Annotated in this window: 20 protein-coding genes; 6 read left to right on the top strand and 14 right to left on the bottom strand. The window is 32.6% G+C overall.

Annotation, left to right across the window (positions count from 1 at the left end):
• Positions 1 to 71: 71 nt before the first annotated feature.
• From EAG11_RS01570 to EAG11_RS01515, 12 genes are all read right to left on the bottom strand, one after another.
• Positions 72 to 368 carry a DUF721 domain-containing protein gene (locus tag EAG11_RS01570; RefSeq protein WP_129537573.1) on the bottom strand — a complete coding sequence of 99 codons (297 nt, stop codon included), beginning with the start codon at positions 366 to 368 and terminating at the stop codon, positions 72 to 74.
• On the bottom strand, positions 349 to 792 hold the full coding sequence (locus tag EAG11_RS01565; protein WP_129537572.1) for a lipocalin family protein: 444 nt from the start codon (positions 790 to 792) through the stop codon (positions 349 to 351). The genes EAG11_RS01570 and EAG11_RS01565 overlap by 20 nt, the downstream gene beginning before the upstream one ends.
• A gap of 516 nt (positions 793 to 1308) precedes the next feature.
• Positions 1309 to 2262, bottom strand: coding sequence for a signal recognition particle-docking protein FtsY (gene ftsY / locus EAG11_RS01560; protein WP_129537571.1), 954 nt, complete (start codon positions 2260 to 2262; stop codon positions 1309 to 1311).
• A gap of 273 nt (positions 2263 to 2535) precedes the next feature.
• A complete protein-coding gene (locus EAG11_RS01555; protein WP_072961632.1) occupies positions 2536 to 2688 on the bottom strand; it encodes a DUF4295 domain-containing protein in 153 nt (50 codons plus the stop codon).
• A gap of 73 nt (positions 2689 to 2761) precedes the next feature.
• Positions 2762 to 2944, bottom strand: coding sequence for a 50S ribosomal protein L33 (gene rpmG / locus EAG11_RS01550; RefSeq protein ID WP_017495179.1), 183 nt, complete (start codon positions 2942 to 2944; stop codon positions 2762 to 2764).
• Positions 2945 to 2971: 27 nt separating this feature from the next.
• Positions 2972 to 3208, bottom strand: a complete 237-nt coding sequence (rpmB, locus tag EAG11_RS01545) for a 50S ribosomal protein L28 (protein WP_007805815.1) — start codon at positions 3206 to 3208, stop codon at positions 2972 to 2974.
• A 71-nt stretch (positions 3209 to 3279) separates the two neighbouring features.
• Complete coding sequence (locus EAG11_RS01540) at positions 3280 to 4533, bottom strand: CinA family nicotinamide mononucleotide deamidase-related protein (protein WP_129537570.1); 1254 nt, start codon at positions 4531 to 4533, stop codon at positions 3280 to 3282.
• Between the two features lie 202 nt (positions 4534 to 4735).
• Entirely contained in the window at positions 4736 to 5080 is a 345-nt protein-coding gene (locus EAG11_RS01535; RefSeq protein ID WP_129537569.1) for an Hpt domain-containing protein, read from the bottom strand.
• Entirely contained in the window at positions 5080 to 5691 is a 612-nt protein-coding gene (locus tag EAG11_RS01530; RefSeq protein WP_129537568.1) for a fumarylacetoacetate hydrolase family protein, read from the bottom strand. Before EAG11_RS01530 ends, EAG11_RS01535 begins: the two co-directional genes overlap by 1 nt.
• A gap of 92 nt (positions 5692 to 5783) precedes the next feature.
• Positions 5784 to 6554, bottom strand: coding sequence for a 3'-5' exonuclease (locus tag EAG11_RS01525; protein WP_129537567.1), 771 nt, complete (start codon positions 6552 to 6554; stop codon positions 5784 to 5786).
• 164 nt (positions 6555 to 6718) lie between these two features.
• A complete protein-coding gene (locus tag EAG11_RS01520; protein WP_129537566.1) occupies positions 6719 to 8038 on the bottom strand; it encodes a dihydrolipoamide acetyltransferase family protein in 1320 nt (439 codons plus the stop codon).
• Between the two features lie 83 nt (positions 8039 to 8121).
• On the bottom strand, positions 8122 to 9285 hold the full coding sequence (locus EAG11_RS01515) for a glycosyltransferase family 2 protein (RefSeq protein ID WP_129537565.1): 1164 nt from the start codon (positions 9283 to 9285) through the stop codon (positions 8122 to 8124).
• Positions 9286 to 9432: 147 nt separating this feature from the next.
• Here EAG11_RS01515 and EAG11_RS01510 point away from each other — a divergent pair, with 147 nt between their 5' ends.
• A complete protein-coding gene (locus EAG11_RS01510; protein WP_129537564.1) occupies positions 9433 to 10029 on the top strand; it encodes a hypothetical protein in 597 nt (198 codons plus the stop codon).
• Positions 10030 to 10102: 73 nt separating this feature from the next.
• On the opposite strand, the gene EAG11_RS01505 is transcribed toward EAG11_RS01510, so the two are convergent.
• Positions 10103 to 10744 carry a DUF4272 domain-containing protein gene (locus tag EAG11_RS01505; RefSeq protein ID WP_129537563.1) on the bottom strand — a complete coding sequence of 214 codons (642 nt, stop codon included), beginning with the start codon at positions 10742 to 10744 and terminating at the stop codon, positions 10103 to 10105.
• Positions 10745 to 10815: 71 nt separating this feature from the next.
• Complete coding sequence (locus EAG11_RS01500; RefSeq protein ID WP_129537562.1) at positions 10816 to 12006, bottom strand: DUF5009 domain-containing protein; 1191 nt, start codon at positions 12004 to 12006, stop codon at positions 10816 to 10818.
• 436 nt (positions 12007 to 12442) lie between these two features.
• Here EAG11_RS01500 and EAG11_RS01495 point away from each other — a divergent pair, with 436 nt between their 5' ends.
• The 5 genes from EAG11_RS01495 to EAG11_RS01475 all read left to right on the top strand — a co-directional run bounded on the left by EAG11_RS01495 (position 12443) and on the right by EAG11_RS01475 (position 17984).
• On the top strand, positions 12443 to 12955 hold the full coding sequence (locus EAG11_RS01495; RefSeq protein WP_129537561.1) for a hypothetical protein: 513 nt from the start codon (positions 12443 to 12445) through the stop codon (positions 12953 to 12955).
• A 267-nt stretch (positions 12956 to 13222) separates the two neighbouring features.
• The gene (locus EAG11_RS01490) at positions 13223 to 13642 is read left to right on the top strand and encodes a hypothetical protein (RefSeq protein WP_129537560.1); all 420 of its coding nucleotides are present in this window, start codon (positions 13223 to 13225) and stop codon (positions 13640 to 13642) included.
• 225 nt (positions 13643 to 13867) lie between these two features.
• Positions 13868 to 14500: a hypothetical protein gene (locus tag EAG11_RS01485; protein ID WP_129537559.1), complete on the top strand. Its 633-nt coding sequence runs from the start codon at positions 13868 to 13870 to the stop codon at positions 14498 to 14500.
• 117 nt (positions 14501 to 14617) lie between these two features.
• Positions 14618 to 15583, top strand: coding sequence for a T9SS C-terminal target domain-containing protein (locus EAG11_RS01480; RefSeq protein ID WP_129537558.1), 966 nt, complete (start codon positions 14618 to 14620; stop codon positions 15581 to 15583).
• A 1015-nt stretch (positions 15584 to 16598) separates the two neighbouring features.
• Positions 16599 to 17984, top strand: coding sequence for a TolC family protein (locus EAG11_RS01475; protein WP_129537557.1), 1386 nt, complete (start codon positions 16599 to 16601; stop codon positions 17982 to 17984).
• Positions 17985 to 17989: the final 5 nt, after the last annotated feature.

Genomic DNA, 17989 nt, shown 5'->3' with positions numbered 1-17989 from the left:
CATCTTACTTCAAACTTTATCCAGCTTGAAAAGATTAATCAAAAGCTCAAAAACTTAGAGCTTAAAAAAATCTATCTCAAAACTACATCTCGAACTACATCTCTTCGTAATTCTTCATTTATCATCGTAATAATCTTAGATTTTCCATGTGTAAGTTCCTCTCTTAAAACAGAAGATGTAAGCTCAACATAAAGCGTACTTCCTTTTAAAATAACGTTTCTTGTGTAACTATTCACACCATTTCCCATCAGTTGTCTCCATGCGTCCTTTACATCAATTTCATCCATTCCATACTGAAGTTTATTTACCTCAATAATTTTTTGTAAAATATCCCCAACGGTACTCTGATTATTTAGTCTCTTTGCCATTGTCTTTGATATTAATTGGTCCTGCTTTCTTATAATGATATTCTTTTTTCTCGGCATTCAACAACACTAACTCACTGTCTGTTAAAGCAATCAACTCTTCGCTCCATTTCATATAAGGCGTTGAATAATCTAAAAAAGCTTTACCGTCTTTAAATCTTACTTTTACATCCTCATGTACATCATTTGTCACAAAAGTTCCATCCAACTGCGGCATTACTTTTTGACGTGTCCCTGTATTATCGGCTCCGATCATAAAATAATCATAGCTTTCGTTCATACCATAATCTTTATCCTCACCCTTATCAAAAACAACTTTTTCGATCTCCCAATATCCATTTAATTTTGCAATATCGGCGGGTTCTATTTTTTGTTGACAAGCGACAAACAAAAGCGACACAAAAAGAATTTTAAATACGTTTTTCATTATAGTTCATTTTTTTGAGAAGCTACTTCTTGCTATTCACTATATCTTTATTATGAAAAAAAATCATAATAAAGGATACCGCTTCTATCAAGGCTAAAGCTTCACGGTAATTATGGATGTTTTTTGTTAAACACAAAGTTAACTTTATAAAATTGATAAAGAAGAAAAAAAATGCCAAAACCCAATAAACAATTCTATTTATTCAGACTTATCTATAAAGCAAAAAACCAACGAATACGATAAGTTTTCCTTGGTTTTTTATATATTAAACAAAGCTTATCCTAATAACGAAAGGCTTTATATTATAAAAAGATATTAAAAAATATCTGCTTATTAAATTATCTTTTTGTTTGAATCCTTCTAAGAAGACCAAGAAGGAACAAAATCACACCTATTATCAATAAAATGTAATATACGGTTAGATTTTGCTCTCTAAATATATTAGACAAAACAAAAGAAAGAATGCTACCAAAATAAAAATATATTGGGGAAATAGTATTAAAACTCATCTTGAAATTATTTAAAGAAACTATCAACAAATTCATACTTATTAAAAACCTGCAAGTCTTCAATTCCTTCTCCAACACCAATGTATTTTACAGGAATTTTAAACTGATCCGAAATACCTATTACGACACCACCTTTGGCAGTACCATCTAGTTTAGTAACTGCAAGAGCGGTTACTTCCGTTGCTGCAGTAAATTGTTTGGCTTGTTCAAAAGCATTTTGACCTGTAGAACCATCTAAAACCAAAAGTACATCGTGTGGTGCATCGGCTACAACTTTCTGCATTACGCGTTTTACTTTCGTAAGTTCATTCATCAAGTTGATTTTATTATGCAAACGCCCTGCTGTATCAATTATTACTACATCTGCATTTTGAGCTACTGCAGATTGCAAGGTATCAAATGCTACTGATGCAGGATCACTACCCATATTCTGTCTTACAATAGGCACATCTACGCGATCTGCCCAAATTTGCAATTGATCAATCGCTGCTGCACGAAAAGTATCTGCGGCACCTAAAACTACTTTATAGCCCGCTTTTTTAAACTGATAAGCTAATTTACCAATAGTTGTAGTCTTTCCTACTCCATTTACTCCAACAACCATTAAAACATATGGTTTTGTCTGAATCGGAATTACAAATTCGGTTGCTTCACCTGTATTAGTTTCTGATAACAAACCTGCAATCTCTTCTCTCAAGATTTGGTTTAACTCATCAACTCCAAGATATTTATCTGCCGCTACACGGTTTTCAATTCGGGTAATAACTTTTAGAGTTGTCTCTACTCCAACATCCGAAGAAACAAGAATTTCTTCTAAATTATCTAAAACGTCGTCATCGACTTTAGATTTTCCAGCTACTGCTTTGCTTAATTTAGAAAAGAAAGAGGTTTTTGATTTTTCAAGACCTTTGTCTAATGTCTCTTTTTTATCGGATGAAAATATTTTTTTAAAAAAACTCATTTTATATAGGTTGTTAGTTTTTTGAATTATTTAGATCTTCTCACAATCTACAACAATCCTTGAGTTTAAAAAAGGACAAATGTCTTTAATTAGCCCCGATTGCGGCAAAATCCTTTTGTTCTGGGTTTCAGAACCAAAAGATTGAAGCAAAAGCGGGTACATTGCTTAAAAAAAGGACTAATGTTGGGCTTCTCTTATATCTCGAGACAAATATAAAAAATAAAAAAGCTACTTCCGAATGAAAGTAGCTTTTCTATATATTGTAATTGTTAATTATTTCTTTTTCAAGAAAGTATCAACTTCTTCAGGAGCCATAATAGATTCTACGAATGTATATGCACCAGTTTTTGGAGATTTCACCATTTTGATGGCTTTTGATAATCTCTTAGAAGCTGTTTGTAACGATGCTACGGTTTTCTTTGCCATGATTCAAATGTTATTTGAAGTTCTTATAAAGCTCTAATGGGAAAACCATTGAGATTTATAAAATCTCTAATTATTACTTAATTTCTTTGTGAACAGTTACACGTTTCAAGATTGGATTAAATTTCTTAATCTCTAATCTGTCTGGAGTATTTTTTTTGTTCTTTGTTGTAATGTATCTTGAAGTTCCTGCTACACCAGAAGTCTTGTGCTCAGTACATTCTAAAATTACTTGGATTCTATTACCTTTCTTTGCCATCTTGCTATATATTTATTTTGGAAAAGATTATTTGATAAATCCTTCTGACTGCGCTTTTTTCAAAACTGCAGAAATTCCATTTTTATTAATTGTTTTTATCGTAGATGCTGCTACTCTAAGAGTAATCCATCTATCTTCTTCTGGAAGATAAAAACGCTTTTTAACTAAGTTCACAGAAAATTTTCTCTTAGTTTTGTTCATAGCGTGAGAAACGTTATTTCCTACCATCGCTCTTTTACCTGTAAGGTCACAAACTCTTGACATTATACTTATGTTTTATCGTTATTCAAAATCAGGGTGCAAAGAAAAGAAAAATAAACGATTGAAACAAAAAATTATCGCACATTTTTTAAAATTTCTTTCTGTAACATTTCTAAACTTTTAATTACAGCCCTATCTATCACTTTTTCACGTGGTTGCCCAAAGTTAAATTCTTCAACAATTATATCACTCGGAGTTGCAATTGCAATAAAAACCGTACCTATTTCTGCATTTGAGTCTCCTTTTGTCGGTCCGGCGTTTCCAGTTGTCGCTATTGCGTAATCAGTTTTCATTAGGCGCTTTACACTCAAAGCCATCGCCGAAGCCACCTCTGAACTTACTACAGAATTTTCCTCTATCAAACTCGCTGAAATACCTAAAATAGTAGTTTTTAGTTCAGTTGAATACGGCACAACACCTCCCTTAAAGTAGCTCGAAGCACCAGAAACCGCTGACAAAAGTGACGCGATTTTCCCTCCCGTACAACTTTCTGCTGTTGCTATCGTCTTTCCTTTCTTAGCTAATAACTGCCCAACCACTACCTCGATGGTTTCATTATCATCAAAACCTACAATAATATCATGAATGATTGCATCTAGCGATTGCACATTGGCCTCAATAGCCGCTTCTAGCATTTCTTTATCTGTACCTCGTGCCGAAAGTCGCAATCGCACTCTTCCTGGATTTGGCAAATAAGCTAATTTTATAAAATCAGGCAAATTATTCTCCCATTCCTCAATACGCTCCGCTACTAAACTTTCGCCTTGACCGTATGTAAGTATCGTTTTATGAATAATATATGGCCGTTCATATTCTTTTACAACCTTAGGAATTATAACACTTTCTACCAGATATTTCATTTCATAAGGAACACCCGGAAGAGAGACAAAAACAGTATTTTCTTTTTTCATCCACATTCCTGGTGCCGTTCCCATCTCATTATGAAGCACGGTACATTTTGAAGGGACCAATGCCTGATCTTTATTCATCTGAGTGATCGGTCGCTTGTAAAAGCCTTCGATTATAGCCGTAACATGCTCCAAAACCCCAGGATCAACCACTAATTCATCCTCAAAGTAATCACAGAATGTTTTTTTAGTTACATCATCTTTAGTCGGTCCTAAACCTCCCGTGATAATTACTAAATCGACTTTGTTTTGTAATTGAGAAAATGTATTTAAAATATGCTCTTTATCGTCGCTTATCGAAATCATTTCATGGACTTCGACTCCGATTTTATCTAGAGATTTAGCTATAAAACCAGAATTTGTGTCTACAATTTGCCCTATTAGGATTTCATCACCAATTGTTATTATTGTTGCTTTCATGTATGTGAAGTTCAAATTACTACATTAGATTATTTCTCGCAAGGAGTTGCATAGGGAGTAGCAATAGATATCCTTGTTTATCGCGAAGTAATACGAAGAAAGAAAATCAATTCACTAACCTTTATATTCAATTATACGGTTAGTGAATTTTATACATAACAGATAATCTAACCTGAAACTTCAGGAAAATTATCTTTAATTTTTACAGATCAAAGTCTTTCTTAATTTCTTTAATCGCTTCTTTTACTTGATTTTTTACACTCTTAAAAGTTTCTTCAATAGCTTTCTTCTTCCCTTCTGCCTTTGTCCAGGCTTCAACCTGAAGAATCTCCTCAAAAGCCATATTAAGACCTAATAAATCAAGTGTTGGTTTTATTTTATGCGCATACGCATAGGCATGCTTATGATCTTTCTTTTTTATCCCTTCTTTAATTTGTTTTAAATCCTCTGGAACCTCGGTTACAAACAAATTAAGAATTTCATTTACAAATTCCGGATCGTTATCTGAAAGTGCGTACACTTTTGAAAGGTTGTATTTTAAAGCCATTATTTTACTTGTATTCTGAATAATTTTTTTCCCTCTAAAAATCCTTCTAAAACATCGTCTGGTTTTACAGCCGCAACTCCTTCTGGAGTTCCTGTAAAAATAATATCTCCAATTTTTAATGTAAAATACTGAGAAACATACGAAATAAGCTCATCAATTTTCCACAACATCATATTAGAATTTCCTTTCTGAACGCTCTTAGAATTATTTGTTAACTCAAATGTAATATTTTCTAACGAACTAAATTGCGTCTTAGGCAAAAATTCACCTATTACTGCTGAACCATCAAAAGCTTTTGCTTTCTCCCAAGGTAAGCCTTTCTCTTTCAGCTTAGCCTGCAGATCTCTAGCAGTAAAATCGATTCCCACACTAATTTCATCATAATATTTATGCGCAAACTTCGGCTCTATATACTTTCCCACCTTGTTAATCTTAACAATTAACTCGATTTCGTGATGAATATCCTCAGAAAATTCAGGTATTACAAATGGATGTTGCTTTAATAAAACTGCCGAATCAGGCTTCATAAACACAACTGGCTCCGTTGGGCGTTCGTTTTGCAACTCTTCGATATGATTGGTATAATTTCTACCGATACAGATTATCTTCATTCTATTTAAGTTATTAAGCCACTAAATCGCTAAGCCACTAAGAGAATCAAGCATAAAAACTCAGAACCTTAGAACCTTATTTTCTTAGAGCCTTATTTTGTATTTAACTTTCTTAATTTAATAGCCGTTAATACCTTTTTAGTATACAAAGGAAAATCAGCATTTTGTATCCAGCTAAAATATCCTGGCTCTGTTTCAAGAATCTTTTCCACCTTTGCTCCTTTATGCTTTCCGAAAGTAAAAACCTCTTCATCATCTTTATCAAAAGCAATCATTCCTGCAAAATCAGCTATTTTTTTTCTGGTTGTAAATTCCGACAATGATTTCATATCATTTTCCAATTCTGGATAACGATCCAATTGCGCTTTAAGAATTTCATATGTCGCCATTGTATCCGCTTCTGCCGAATGCGCATTTTCTAAGCTTTTCCCACAATAAAATTTTAAAGCAGCACTTAATGTTCTCTCTTCCATTTTATGAAAAATAGTTTGCACATCGACAGAACATTTATTTTTCATGTCAAAATCAACTCCTGCACGCAGCAATTCTTCTGCCAATAATGGAATATCAAAACGATCTGAATTAAATCCAGCCAAGTCACTATCTTTTATCATATTATAAACCTGCGGAGCCAATGTTGCAAATGTAGGCTCATTGGCTACTTTTTCATCGGTAATACCATGAACAGCGGTAGTTTGTGGTGGAATTGGAATTGTAGGATTCACCAACCAAGTTTTACTTTCTTTATTTCCGTTTGGAAAAACTTTAAATATTGAAATTTCTACTATTCTATCTTTTCCGATGTCAATTCCTGTAGTTTCAAGATCAAAAAAGCAAATTGGTTTGTTGAGTTTCAGTTCCATTTTTTAATTTTATAAGTTTACAAATATAATTTTTAAAGCCGAATTTCACTTGTTTTTTTCAGAAAGTTGCCGATTACCATCTGTAATGCAAGAATGCAGCAAAAAGAAAACCCTTTCAACATTTAAAACGTTAAAAGGGTTAATTATTTATAAGATTGAATTTTCTAGAAGTCTCTGTTTACATCAAAAGCCTCTAAATATTCAGCTACTCTCTTCACAAAACTTCCCCCTAATGCCCCATCTACAACTCGGTGGTCATAACTGTGCGAAAGGAACATTTTTTGGCGAATTCCGATAAAATCTCCTTCTGGAGTCTCTATAACTGCTGGTACTTTACGAATTGCCCCAAGAGCTAAAATACCTACTTGTGGTTGATTAATAATTGGTGTTCCAAAAACACTTCCAAATGTTCCCACATTAGTTACTGTATATGTACCTCCTTGTGTGTCATCTGGTTTTAATTTTCCTGCTTTTGCACGATTACCTAAATCATTAACCGCTTTTGCCATTCCAACAAGGTTTAACTGATCTGCATTTTTAATTACCGGAACAATTAAATTTCCATTTGGTAACGCAGCCGCCATCCCTAAATTTATATTTTTCTTTTTAATGATATAATCACCATCAACTGAGATATTCATTCCCGGGAAGTCTTTTAATGCTTTCGCAACAGCTTCCATCATAATTGGTGTAAAAGTTAACTTCTCTCCTTCTCTTTTCTCAAAAGCAGTTTTAACTTTTTCTCTCCATTTTACAATATTAGTTACATCCACCTCAATAAACGATTGTACGTGCGCTGATGTTTGAACTGAAGCCACCATATAACCAGAAATAAGCTTACGCATTCTGTCCATCTCTATGATTTCATCGCCTCCATTCACAGAAACTGGCGCTGCTTTTGAAACTACCTGCTCCTGCACTTTAACTGGTGCAGCAACAGCAACTTTGGTTTCCGTTTTTGGAGCTTCCGGTTTGTCTTTTCTACCAGCAATATAAGTCAATATATCTTCTTTGGTCACACGACCGTCTTTTCCTGAACCATTTATACTCTCTAACTCTGCGATAGAGACATTTTCTTCTTTAGCAATGTTTTTTACCAAAGGCGAAAAGAATTTATCCGATGTAGTATAATCTGTCGGAGCAACCGCTTCTTTAGCAATTTCGATTGTTTTTTCGATAGCTGCAACTTCCGCTGGAACAACTGCTTCTTCTGCTACTTTATCAACCAAAAATGAAGAACCACCTTCTGTTTCAATAATAGCAATAGTTTGCCCTACTTGTACCAAATCGTCTTTACCAAACAATTGCTCAATCAAAATCCCAGAAACTTCACTTGGCACTTCGCTATCCACTTTATCGGTAGCGATTTCAAGCACTGCTTCATCCATTTCAATTTTGTCTCCAACTTCTTTCAACCAGTTCGTGATTGTTGCTTCAGCGACACTTTCTCCCATTTTAGGAAGTTTTAATTCAAATCTTGCCATATTGTTAACCTCAAAGGTGATTTTGATTTTCAGATTGCGAAATTACTGAAATTTTTAAATATAAATTACATTAAATATAATTTTTATATGATTTTAACGATTTTACCTCTGTCATTACTAGAATCACTTCCGATTAAAAAAGCAGTGGTTTTGGGTAAAATTTTAAAAGTAATCTTCTTATGCCTCTCCGTTTTTATGATATCGATACATTTCTTGAATGATATGTATTGATTATCCAAAATTACTTCAGCTCCTTTTACTATATAAATCAGGCACGAATTTACCATTTTTTCTTTTTTTAAATCGTAAAATGTAACTTTATTTTGTAAAGTTAAACGCAATTTTTCGGCTAAATTATCATTTGAACTATACAAAAAATACTCTTTAGGAGTTGTTTTTACCGTTGCATTTCCCTGAATCATTTTGATAATTGAAAAAAAGACAATCCCTATTTTCATAAAAAGGGAAAATAAAAATGACACTTTAAAATGCTTCTTATAAAAGAAATTCATTGCATCCTGAAAGCGTTTCATGTATTTCTCATCCTTTATAGTACTTTCTCCTTTATAATGAATTACAGTAGTTTCAGAAAAATAATAATTCGTTTTTCCGTTTTTCAAAACCATATATGATAAATCAATATCATCAGAATACATAAAGCAATCTTCATCGAAACCTCCAATTTCATTATATAAATCTCGTTTCATTACCATAAAAGCCCCCACGAGTATTTCGACTTTTCCTGTTTGGTTTTCTTGTAAATGTTGCGCATAATATTTATTGCAGTATTTTGAATTCGGGAAAATCTTATACAATCCTGCAATTTTAGTAAAAGCTACCCAAGGCGTTGGAATACCACGCTTGCTCTCTGGAAGAAATTTACCTGCCCCATCAATAAGATTCACTCCTACTATTCCTAAATCATGCTGCTCCTTGGCAAAGACCAATACTTTTGTGAATGTATCTTCGGCGACTACTGTATCTGGATTTAGAATACATATATAATCGCCTTTAGCCTGAGAAACTCCAATATTATTCCCTTTTGGGAAACCTAGATTTTCGGAATTCTGAATCAGTTTTATATTGGGAAAACGACTGCGAATCATCTCACAACTATCATCTGAAGAATTATTATCAATGACTATGATTTCACTCTCTATTGAAGAAAGAGCATCCTGAACACTTAAAACACATTGTTCTAGAAAATAACGCACATTGTAATTAAGTATGATTACTGATAATTGCATGAAAAAATTGAGCTATATATTTTGGGGAAAGTTAAAAATTTTCTGCTAATCCCAACCTCAAAGACTAAATATTATTACTGGCTCTAAAATAATATAACCACTTATTAGTTAATTATTTATTTTAGCAAAAAAACAAGATTAATCTTTATGGAATATAGAACAATCACTAATCGAATTTTACCTATAATTTTTATTGCAATCTCTTATTTTTTTTCAAGTTGCAAAACTTCCTCACTTCAACACGCTACTAATAGTTCAGATTTAGTTATTTCAAACACATGGTATATTGCTGGGCCCACCATAGAAAATCAGGAAATGATTAATACCATTCGGGACAAAGAAGGAATTATTCGTGTAACTGCAAAAGACTCTCCTCTTGGTGAAATTGAGCTAAATGTAATGATCACTCCTTCTGAATCTAATGATGAAAAACCAACCAACTTGCCTAGCAATTCTAGTTTTGTAAGCATTACTTATAAATCATCACAAGCCATCAAATTGCAGGCTCGCGAAGGAAATGATTCTGGAACTGGCTGTGTACATGGAGGAACACACGCTATGGCAGATTTACCTGCTTCACCTGATAAATTTTCTACAATAAAGATTCCTTGGTCAGATTTTAAACTAAACGATAAACCATTGAATATCCATAATCTTTGCAAATTTAATTTCGTGAATTACAATCCTGTTTCTGGCGCTATTTTAGAAATCAAATCAGTACAGATTCAAAACCTAAAACTATAATTTGTGAGATGATTTTTTGTAAAAAAATGAAAACGGATTTAATACTATGATTAAACCCGTTTTTGTTATTGTTTTATGTACCCATTTCTACATTATCCCAATCATCGGCTCGATTATAAATCCACTCTAATGATTTTCGTCTTTCATATACTAATCCTTCGTTTAGTTTTGCTTGTCGACCATTTAGTCTTTCATCTACACAATACCAATGAATTCGGTAATAATAATCAAGCATAGTGTAAATCTCAACTTCTGATTTTAGACGCTGCAAACTTTCTAATTTCTGATTACTATCTCCATTTTCCAAATTTGGTAAGAGTGAAGCCATATTATCTCCAATATAATCCTCTGCTTCTAGCCCAGAAATCATCTCTGTTACCCACATAAAAGCCCATAAAGACTCTAAATACCATCTTAGGGAATTAACTTCGTATTCAGTTAAATCATCATTTTCTTTTTCTAATATTTCTTTTTCTGAATCTGATAAGTATTTAGTCAAATCATGATTCTCAATCCATTCTTTAATAATATAAGTTGGAGCTTCAAAAGCAATGTTTATCAAAGCATTCATAACTGACATTCTTCCTTTTATCTCTTCCAGAGTTCTTAGCTTTGGTGCATCCAAAATTGGCAACCAATCATTTACTCGGTATTCTTTTTGCTTTATGATAGCATCATTATCAATTTTTATTTGTCTGCGTTGTTCTTCAGTCATAATGTAATTTTCAAAAATATAACCGAAAATATAAATAATTTCTTTCAATACAAACTCATTCAATTGAAACTTTACAAATGCAGTTGAATCTTATATTTATTAAAAATTCGCATAGCAAATAGCATAATCGTTGAGAATATTAAAGACCAGATAATTCCTGGAGTTCCCTCGCGAAAATAATCTGGAATTATATGTATTTTAAATGCTAAATTGAAATAATATATTATTCCAGGAAGTATATAAATAAGAAGTGGATTTGCGGCAGCTAGCATAAAAAAATTACTCCACTTGGTTTGTTTTTTGACTTCCATTAACCAATACAAGAAATAAAATACTACTGTACAAATACCTGCTGAATACAATACCCATGATGGTGTTCCTCTTATTTTTGAAACCTCATAATAGGGTCTTAATACATATCCTAGCACGAAAAACAACACTCCAAAACCTATTACTTTCCAATTGATTTTCTCAGATATTTTTCCTTCAAAAAACAAAAGAGATATTACTACTCCTGCTGAAACCAATGTAGCATGCGTCATATGTCCTGCAATAAAACCAATCCACTTTATTTCATGAACAAAAGATCCTTGAATTTGATTTAAAACATTTGCTATAAGACAAATAAAAAGAAATGCAATCATTGCTATTAACTTTCCGTTAACCAGCCAGTAATAAACTACGGAAATTAAATAGGCCCAACCTATAAGCCCAAGAATCCCCCACCACTTTGGCGTGATTCCTATATTTCCGTTTTCCTGAACATATAAAAAATACAACAATACCAAAACCAACATTCCACCATATTGCAATATATTTTTAGCAATTCTAGGAAATGATTTATCGTATTTATTCCAAATAGGAATTGGCATAGTATATGCCAAAAGCCCCCAAAAAGCAACCGAAATTACCATCTTGGATGCATCATAACCATATTCGGCATTTACCATATAAACTCCGATAATGATTAGTGCCAATGCTCTTTTCAAGGTATGTGTCCAGATAGTTTTAGGCGTATCTCCTTTAATTAATCTTGCATTAAATGCAAATGGAATAGACATTCCTACAATAAATAAAAATGCAGGAAATACCAAATCAACAAATGTCATTGCATCAGCATCCGCTGGCATGTGTTTCATCCATTGTGGTACATTTTTTATACTTGCCAACTCATTGACAAAAATCATAACAAAAATGGTAATCCCACGAAAAGCATCTATAGAAATAATTCTTTTATTGAATAAATCTTCTTTTATTTTCATATCTATTACAGTATTAATACTAACAAATATAAAATATTCAAGGAGAAATCAAAGGAGATTTTAAAAGACTGACAAACTTGTTTATTTATGTTAAATATCGGTAAAAGTGGGATTTTTTTATTTGGTTCAAAAAATTATCTTTACGGCATTATTTCAGGAATTTATATCTATAATCATTAAAAACGCATGGCCTTTATAGTCACACTCTCGCTATCATCTAAATAGTAAGAAAATAAAACCAAAGGAAAGTTAAGTATGAAAACAGGTTAATATATACTACAATAATTCCCTTAATCATTGGTTGAATCAGTGATACAAAAACCGAAATTCCTCTTGAAAGTATCTTTATAAAGATATCAACATAATGATAGCACAAAAAAAAAATCATAACCACAACAATAAAATATTTACAAAACCAATAACAAACAAAAAACTCATGAAACAAATTATTACCTGTCTTTTTTTAACATTATCATTAACAGCCTTTTCGCAACAGCTTACTTATAAAAGTGGAGGAACCGTTTATAATGCAGAAAACAAAAGATTATCATCCGATGAAGTTCGACAACTTTTAGCTAATAATAGTGAAGCACTAAGCCTTTATAATGCAGGAAGAAGCAAAAAAACATGGGGAAATGTTCTTTTTTATGGAGGAATAGGTCTTGTGGCAACGAACTTAATTATCGGTATGAATACAGATAATAGTTCTACATCTTATCCTGGAAATGGATATAACCCTTCGGTAAAATCTGAACGAACAAATATGACTGCAGCCATTATTGGTGGAGCTTTGATTGTTGCTTCTATCCCTATTAAAATTGGTTACCCTAAAAAAATCAAATCAGCTCTTGCAAAATACAATGACGGCTTGGTAGAAAATTATAGTCCTGCTCCTAAAACAACCTTATTAGCAAGTACAAATCAAATAGGTTTACGAATTGAATTTTAGGGCTAACTAGACAACTAAAATAGAAAATGCTGTTTTAGTTGTTTAATTAATAAAATACTATTTTTTACAACTTAACAAAACCTTAGAATACTCACAATCTACCTCCTTACGTTTGACAAATCTCAAAAGAAACAGCAAGCATATAAATACATTAAAAAAATATCTCTCATTTTTTTAGTACATGGAAACACTTTTTAGGAAAAGTAATTTATAATTCTTGTTCCCCTCAAACCCCATTATTTCCAGTACCTTTTAAACATTAAATTTATGAAAGCTTATTATTATTTTTTATATCGTGTGTATTGGCATTATAGAGATTCACCAAAAAAAGGCCATGAAAGAGCTCTGATTACTACATCTTTTATAAGTTCTTTAATTTTGTATGTAATTTTAATTACAATATTTGGATTCTTATATTTTTTTCAAGAAAACCAAGCTCCATCTTTTTTATCAAATGACAAACTGAAAACCATATTCATAATGTTAATTATTCATGTAATTAACTATTATTTGTTTATCAAACCAATGCGTTTTTTAAAACAAGATCTTAAAAAAGACAAAAAAGGAGGCTTTTTGATAATTCTATTTATTATAATCCTTGGTTTTTTATTCTTAATCGGAGCGAATAAAAACAGAGATAAAATCTATAAGACATATGATAAAACAAGAACTGAGAATAATGAATAGATTGAGACGTCTCAGCAACGTTCGCTTCTCTCCGCTTTTCAATGGTTAGTTTAAAGATACCGACACATCCTTAAGCCATTGAAAAAACAAAGAACTAAATCAATACAAAATCTCCTGATTCTATAAATGTAACCAGAAAACAAAAAGGATTTAATTCGAAAGTTAGTACAATTCAATAAAAAAACAGTAATTAGTTTAGACAACAAGTTAAAAATTTAAAATCGCATGAAAAAAATCATTTTATTTTTATTAATAATAACTTCTTGTACTTCACAAAAAAAAATGAATAATACGATTGAATTTAAAATATTAGATAAATCTATTGTAGATAATTCTTTTATTAATTTAGAAATCACAAATCATACAACATCTAATTATTATTTACCAATAATAAATTTATCTGATAGTGAAAAATGGAGATATATTATTTCCAGTGACGAACGTAGACTCTTTTTTATTTTTAAGATTGGTTATAATTCCAGAAACGAAGAAAGACATTGGTATTCAGAAAATTGCAACTCTGAATTCGACAAGGAATTAGATAAAGTTGATGAATTATGGAGAAAAAAGAGAAAAACTATTGCTGTAAAAGATTTAATTTTATTAAAATCTAGCAAAAGCCTAAAGATTAGAGTACCGATGAATTTGTACATAAAAATTTCTACGGATTGTACTTGGGAATTAGAAAATTACAAAAATGAAAAAGAACTAAAAATCGCGATCAATTATCCAAAGAAAGAAAAAGAACTAGCTACTAAGTTTTTGAGTTCAAAAACTCTCGATAGCCTAAAACAAATGGGATATAAATTATATGACAAAGAAATAAAATCCAATATAGTTCCATTAATTTTAAAATAAAACTACAACACTCATAAAACTACAACCCAAAAAGTTGTAGTTTTTTTATACGAAAGATTTCAGAACACCAACAATCAAAAAATATTCCTTTACTTTTGATAATCATAATTCATCCCAATGAAAAAAGCCCTTTTGCTTTTCTTTTTATGCATTACATCAACTTATGGACAAATCTTAGGTTGTACCGATCCGTTGTCTAAAAACTACAATCCAAAAGCTACTGAGAATGATGGAAGCTGTGTATACAAATCAGTAAAAATAAAACCAGAGTATTCTAATAAAATAAGTGATTCTATAAAAGAAACCTCGGGATTAATAGCTTTCGATTCGTTGTTATGGACACATAATGATGACCATGACAAAACCATTTATGGGCTAAATCATCAAGGAGAGATTAGAAAGAAAATCGTACTGGAGGGAGTAATTAATACCGACTGGGAAGAAATCTCACAAGACAGCACACATATATACATCGGCGATTTTGGAAATAATTATACAGGAAACAGAAGCAATTTGCATATCCTTAAAATCGAAAAAGAATCGTTTCTGGCAGGAAAACCTGTTATCGATACCATTTCGTTTACCTATTCCAATCAAACCAATTTTACCAAGAAAAACCCAAACAAAACCAACTTTGATTGCGAAGCTTTTATCGTTACAAACGACAGTATTTATTTGTTTACCAAACAATGGAAACAAACTAAAACCAGCATTTATGCTTTACCCAATACACCCGGAAATCATATTGCGCAACTAAAAGAAACCCTCGATGTAAAAGGATTGGTAACTGGTGCGACTTATGTGCCTTCTAAGAAACTGATAGTCCTTTCTGGTTATTCAAAAATTGGGAAACCATTTTTATATCTTTTGTATGATTATAAAAACAATGATTTTCTCTCAGGCAATAAACGAAGAATCAATATTGCATTGCCATTCCATCAAATTGAAGGTATCGCAACCGAAGATGGGTTACATTATTATTTAACCAATGAATCTTTAGTTAGAAAACCTGTACTTAATATACCTCAACAAATTCATCGAGTTGACTTAAGTACTTTTCTCAGCACCTATTTGGAACGATAATCTCAAAATAAAATCTAATCCTTGAGTGATTAAGTTTCATTACGCTAAACTTACATTTTCTTAACTCCTTTATTGTGAAAAACAGACATATAGAGTATATGCTCCATGTTCTCACAAACTTGTCCTATTATTATCGAGTTACTCGCGGAGACCCTTCGTTCCTCAGGGTGACAATATCGTGGAGAAACTTTGCGCTCTTTGTGTATCCCGATAGCTATCGGGACTGCACTCTTTGCGGTTAAATTTTCTACCACAGATTATAGCGTCCTGCGTGTGATTCTTCGACTCCGCTCAGAATGACAATATCGTGGAGAAACTTTGCGAACCTTTGCGTACCCCGATAGCTATCGGGACTGCGCACTTTGCAGTAAATTTTTAAATCCTCGTTCCAATTAAAACTTAATTTCCCTTAATCTCTTAATGGTAAAAAACTCAACGGTAAAATGAAATTTTGTAAATCTTACAAATAACTACCAAAATTATGCAACAACCATTTACAATAAGATAGCAACCTTTGTTCTCTGATATGAAAAAAGCATTAATCTTATTCCTCGCCTTTTTTTACTTGGTATTGTCATCCGGCTTTACCAAGAATACTCATATCTGTAAGGGAGTTCAACAAGAAACTTACTTTTTTACAAACAATAAAGAAGGACAACCTTGCACCAAATGCGATCGAAAAGACGGAAAAATACTTAAGGATTGCTGTAAGCATGAAACTAAATTATTAAAAATAACAGAGAAGGCTCAAAAAGCCTCTTCTGATAATCATTCTTCTTTAAAATACTTGGGCGTTGCCTTGCCTTTCCATTTCTTTAAAGTGGTCTTTGGTTATGAACTTCCACAGCTAAAAACTGATAGTTTTTCATACGTCTTTACGACAATTCCTATTAGGAATACCCTACTCTACATCTATTATTGCGTGTACCGAATTTGATTTTATTCAATTGATACACTGTGCTATTTCTAAAGAATAGCACGGGACTTCTATTGTTTAATTTTAAATATATAATGTATGAAAATGCAATTCTTTGCATTGGTATTCTTCGGTTTAGCCTCTGGAAATCTTTTGGCGCAGACCGTAACTTTACCAAATGCTCTTGAACGTTCTGTTCAGAATTTTGAAAAAATAAAAGCCAAAGAAGCAATGGTACTTGCTTCAAGAGAAAATGTAATACACCAAAAAAGTCAATATTTGCCTGATTTTACCTTGATGGCACAACAGAGTTATGGAACTATCAACGCTCAAAACGGACCTATGTATGGGTTTGGTGGTTTGGGTGTTGCATCGACTTCTATGCCTTTGCAGGAGCAAAACTGGAATGCCGCTTTTGGCTCCCTTTACTTGGCAAACATCAATTGGAATCTATTTACGTTTGGTAAAATAAAAAGTCAGGTTTCCATAGCCAAAGCCGATGAAACTGTTGCTCAAAAAGACTTGGATCAACTAAAATTCCAACATCAGGTAAAAGTTGGTGCTGCTTATTTGAACCTCTTAGCCGCACAACGCGTAAAGTTTGTGCAGGACAAAAACCTGGAACGTGCTGCAGTTGTCGCTACAACTACCGAGAGCCGTTCGAATAGCGGTTTGATTCCAGAGGTCGATTTTTCTTTGGCTAAAGCCGAAGTTGCCAATGCTAAATCGGCAGTAATAAAAGCCTATGATATGGAACTCGATTACTCCAAAGCGCTGGCTGTTATGATGGGCGAAGAATATCGTAAGTACGAACTCGATAGCCTTTTTACCAACAAAACTCCTATGCTACTTCTTGAATCTTCATTAGAAACTAGCAAACATCCTATTTTGGAATGGCAAAACAGTGCGGTTCAAAAAAGCGTACAACAAGAAAAACTACAATCGGCACTGGGGCTTCCTACTATTTCGTCCTTTGGTGTAATACAAGGTCGTGGCTCAGGCTTCGATTGGAATTATGTACAAGACAATTCGGCTTTTTCTAAATCTTACTCAGATGGAGTTGGCATAGACCGCAGCAATTATCTTGTGGGTATTGGTATCAGTTGGAATCTGATGAATATATACCGTCAGTCATCCAAAAAGAAAGAGCAAAAATTCATCACACAATCCTTGCAAAAGGAATATGAGTATATGAATCAAGAACTTGTGGCGCAACAAAAATTGGCAGATGACAAATTAAAAAATGCATTTGAAAATTTTGAAGAAACCAAAACACAAGTAAAAGCTGCTACAGAAGCTTACCAACAACATACTGCATTATACAATAACGGATTAACGACTATTGTAGATCTGACACAATCTTTCTATACGCTCAACAGAGCCGAAATAGACTATGAAATAGCACAAAACAACATCTGGCAAGCCTTATGGATTAAAGCTGCTGCCAAAGGGGATCTGTCTATTTTATTAAACGCCATTTACTAAAGCAT

Origin of the sequence: Flavobacterium sp. 140616W15 (assembly GCF_003668995.1) — a bacterium.
Taxonomy (GTDB): Bacteria; Bacteroidota; Bacteroidia; order Flavobacteriales; family Flavobacteriaceae; genus Flavobacterium.
The sequence above is the reverse complement of the archived record's forward strand: the minus strand, read 5'-3'. Positions and strand labels throughout refer to the sequence as shown.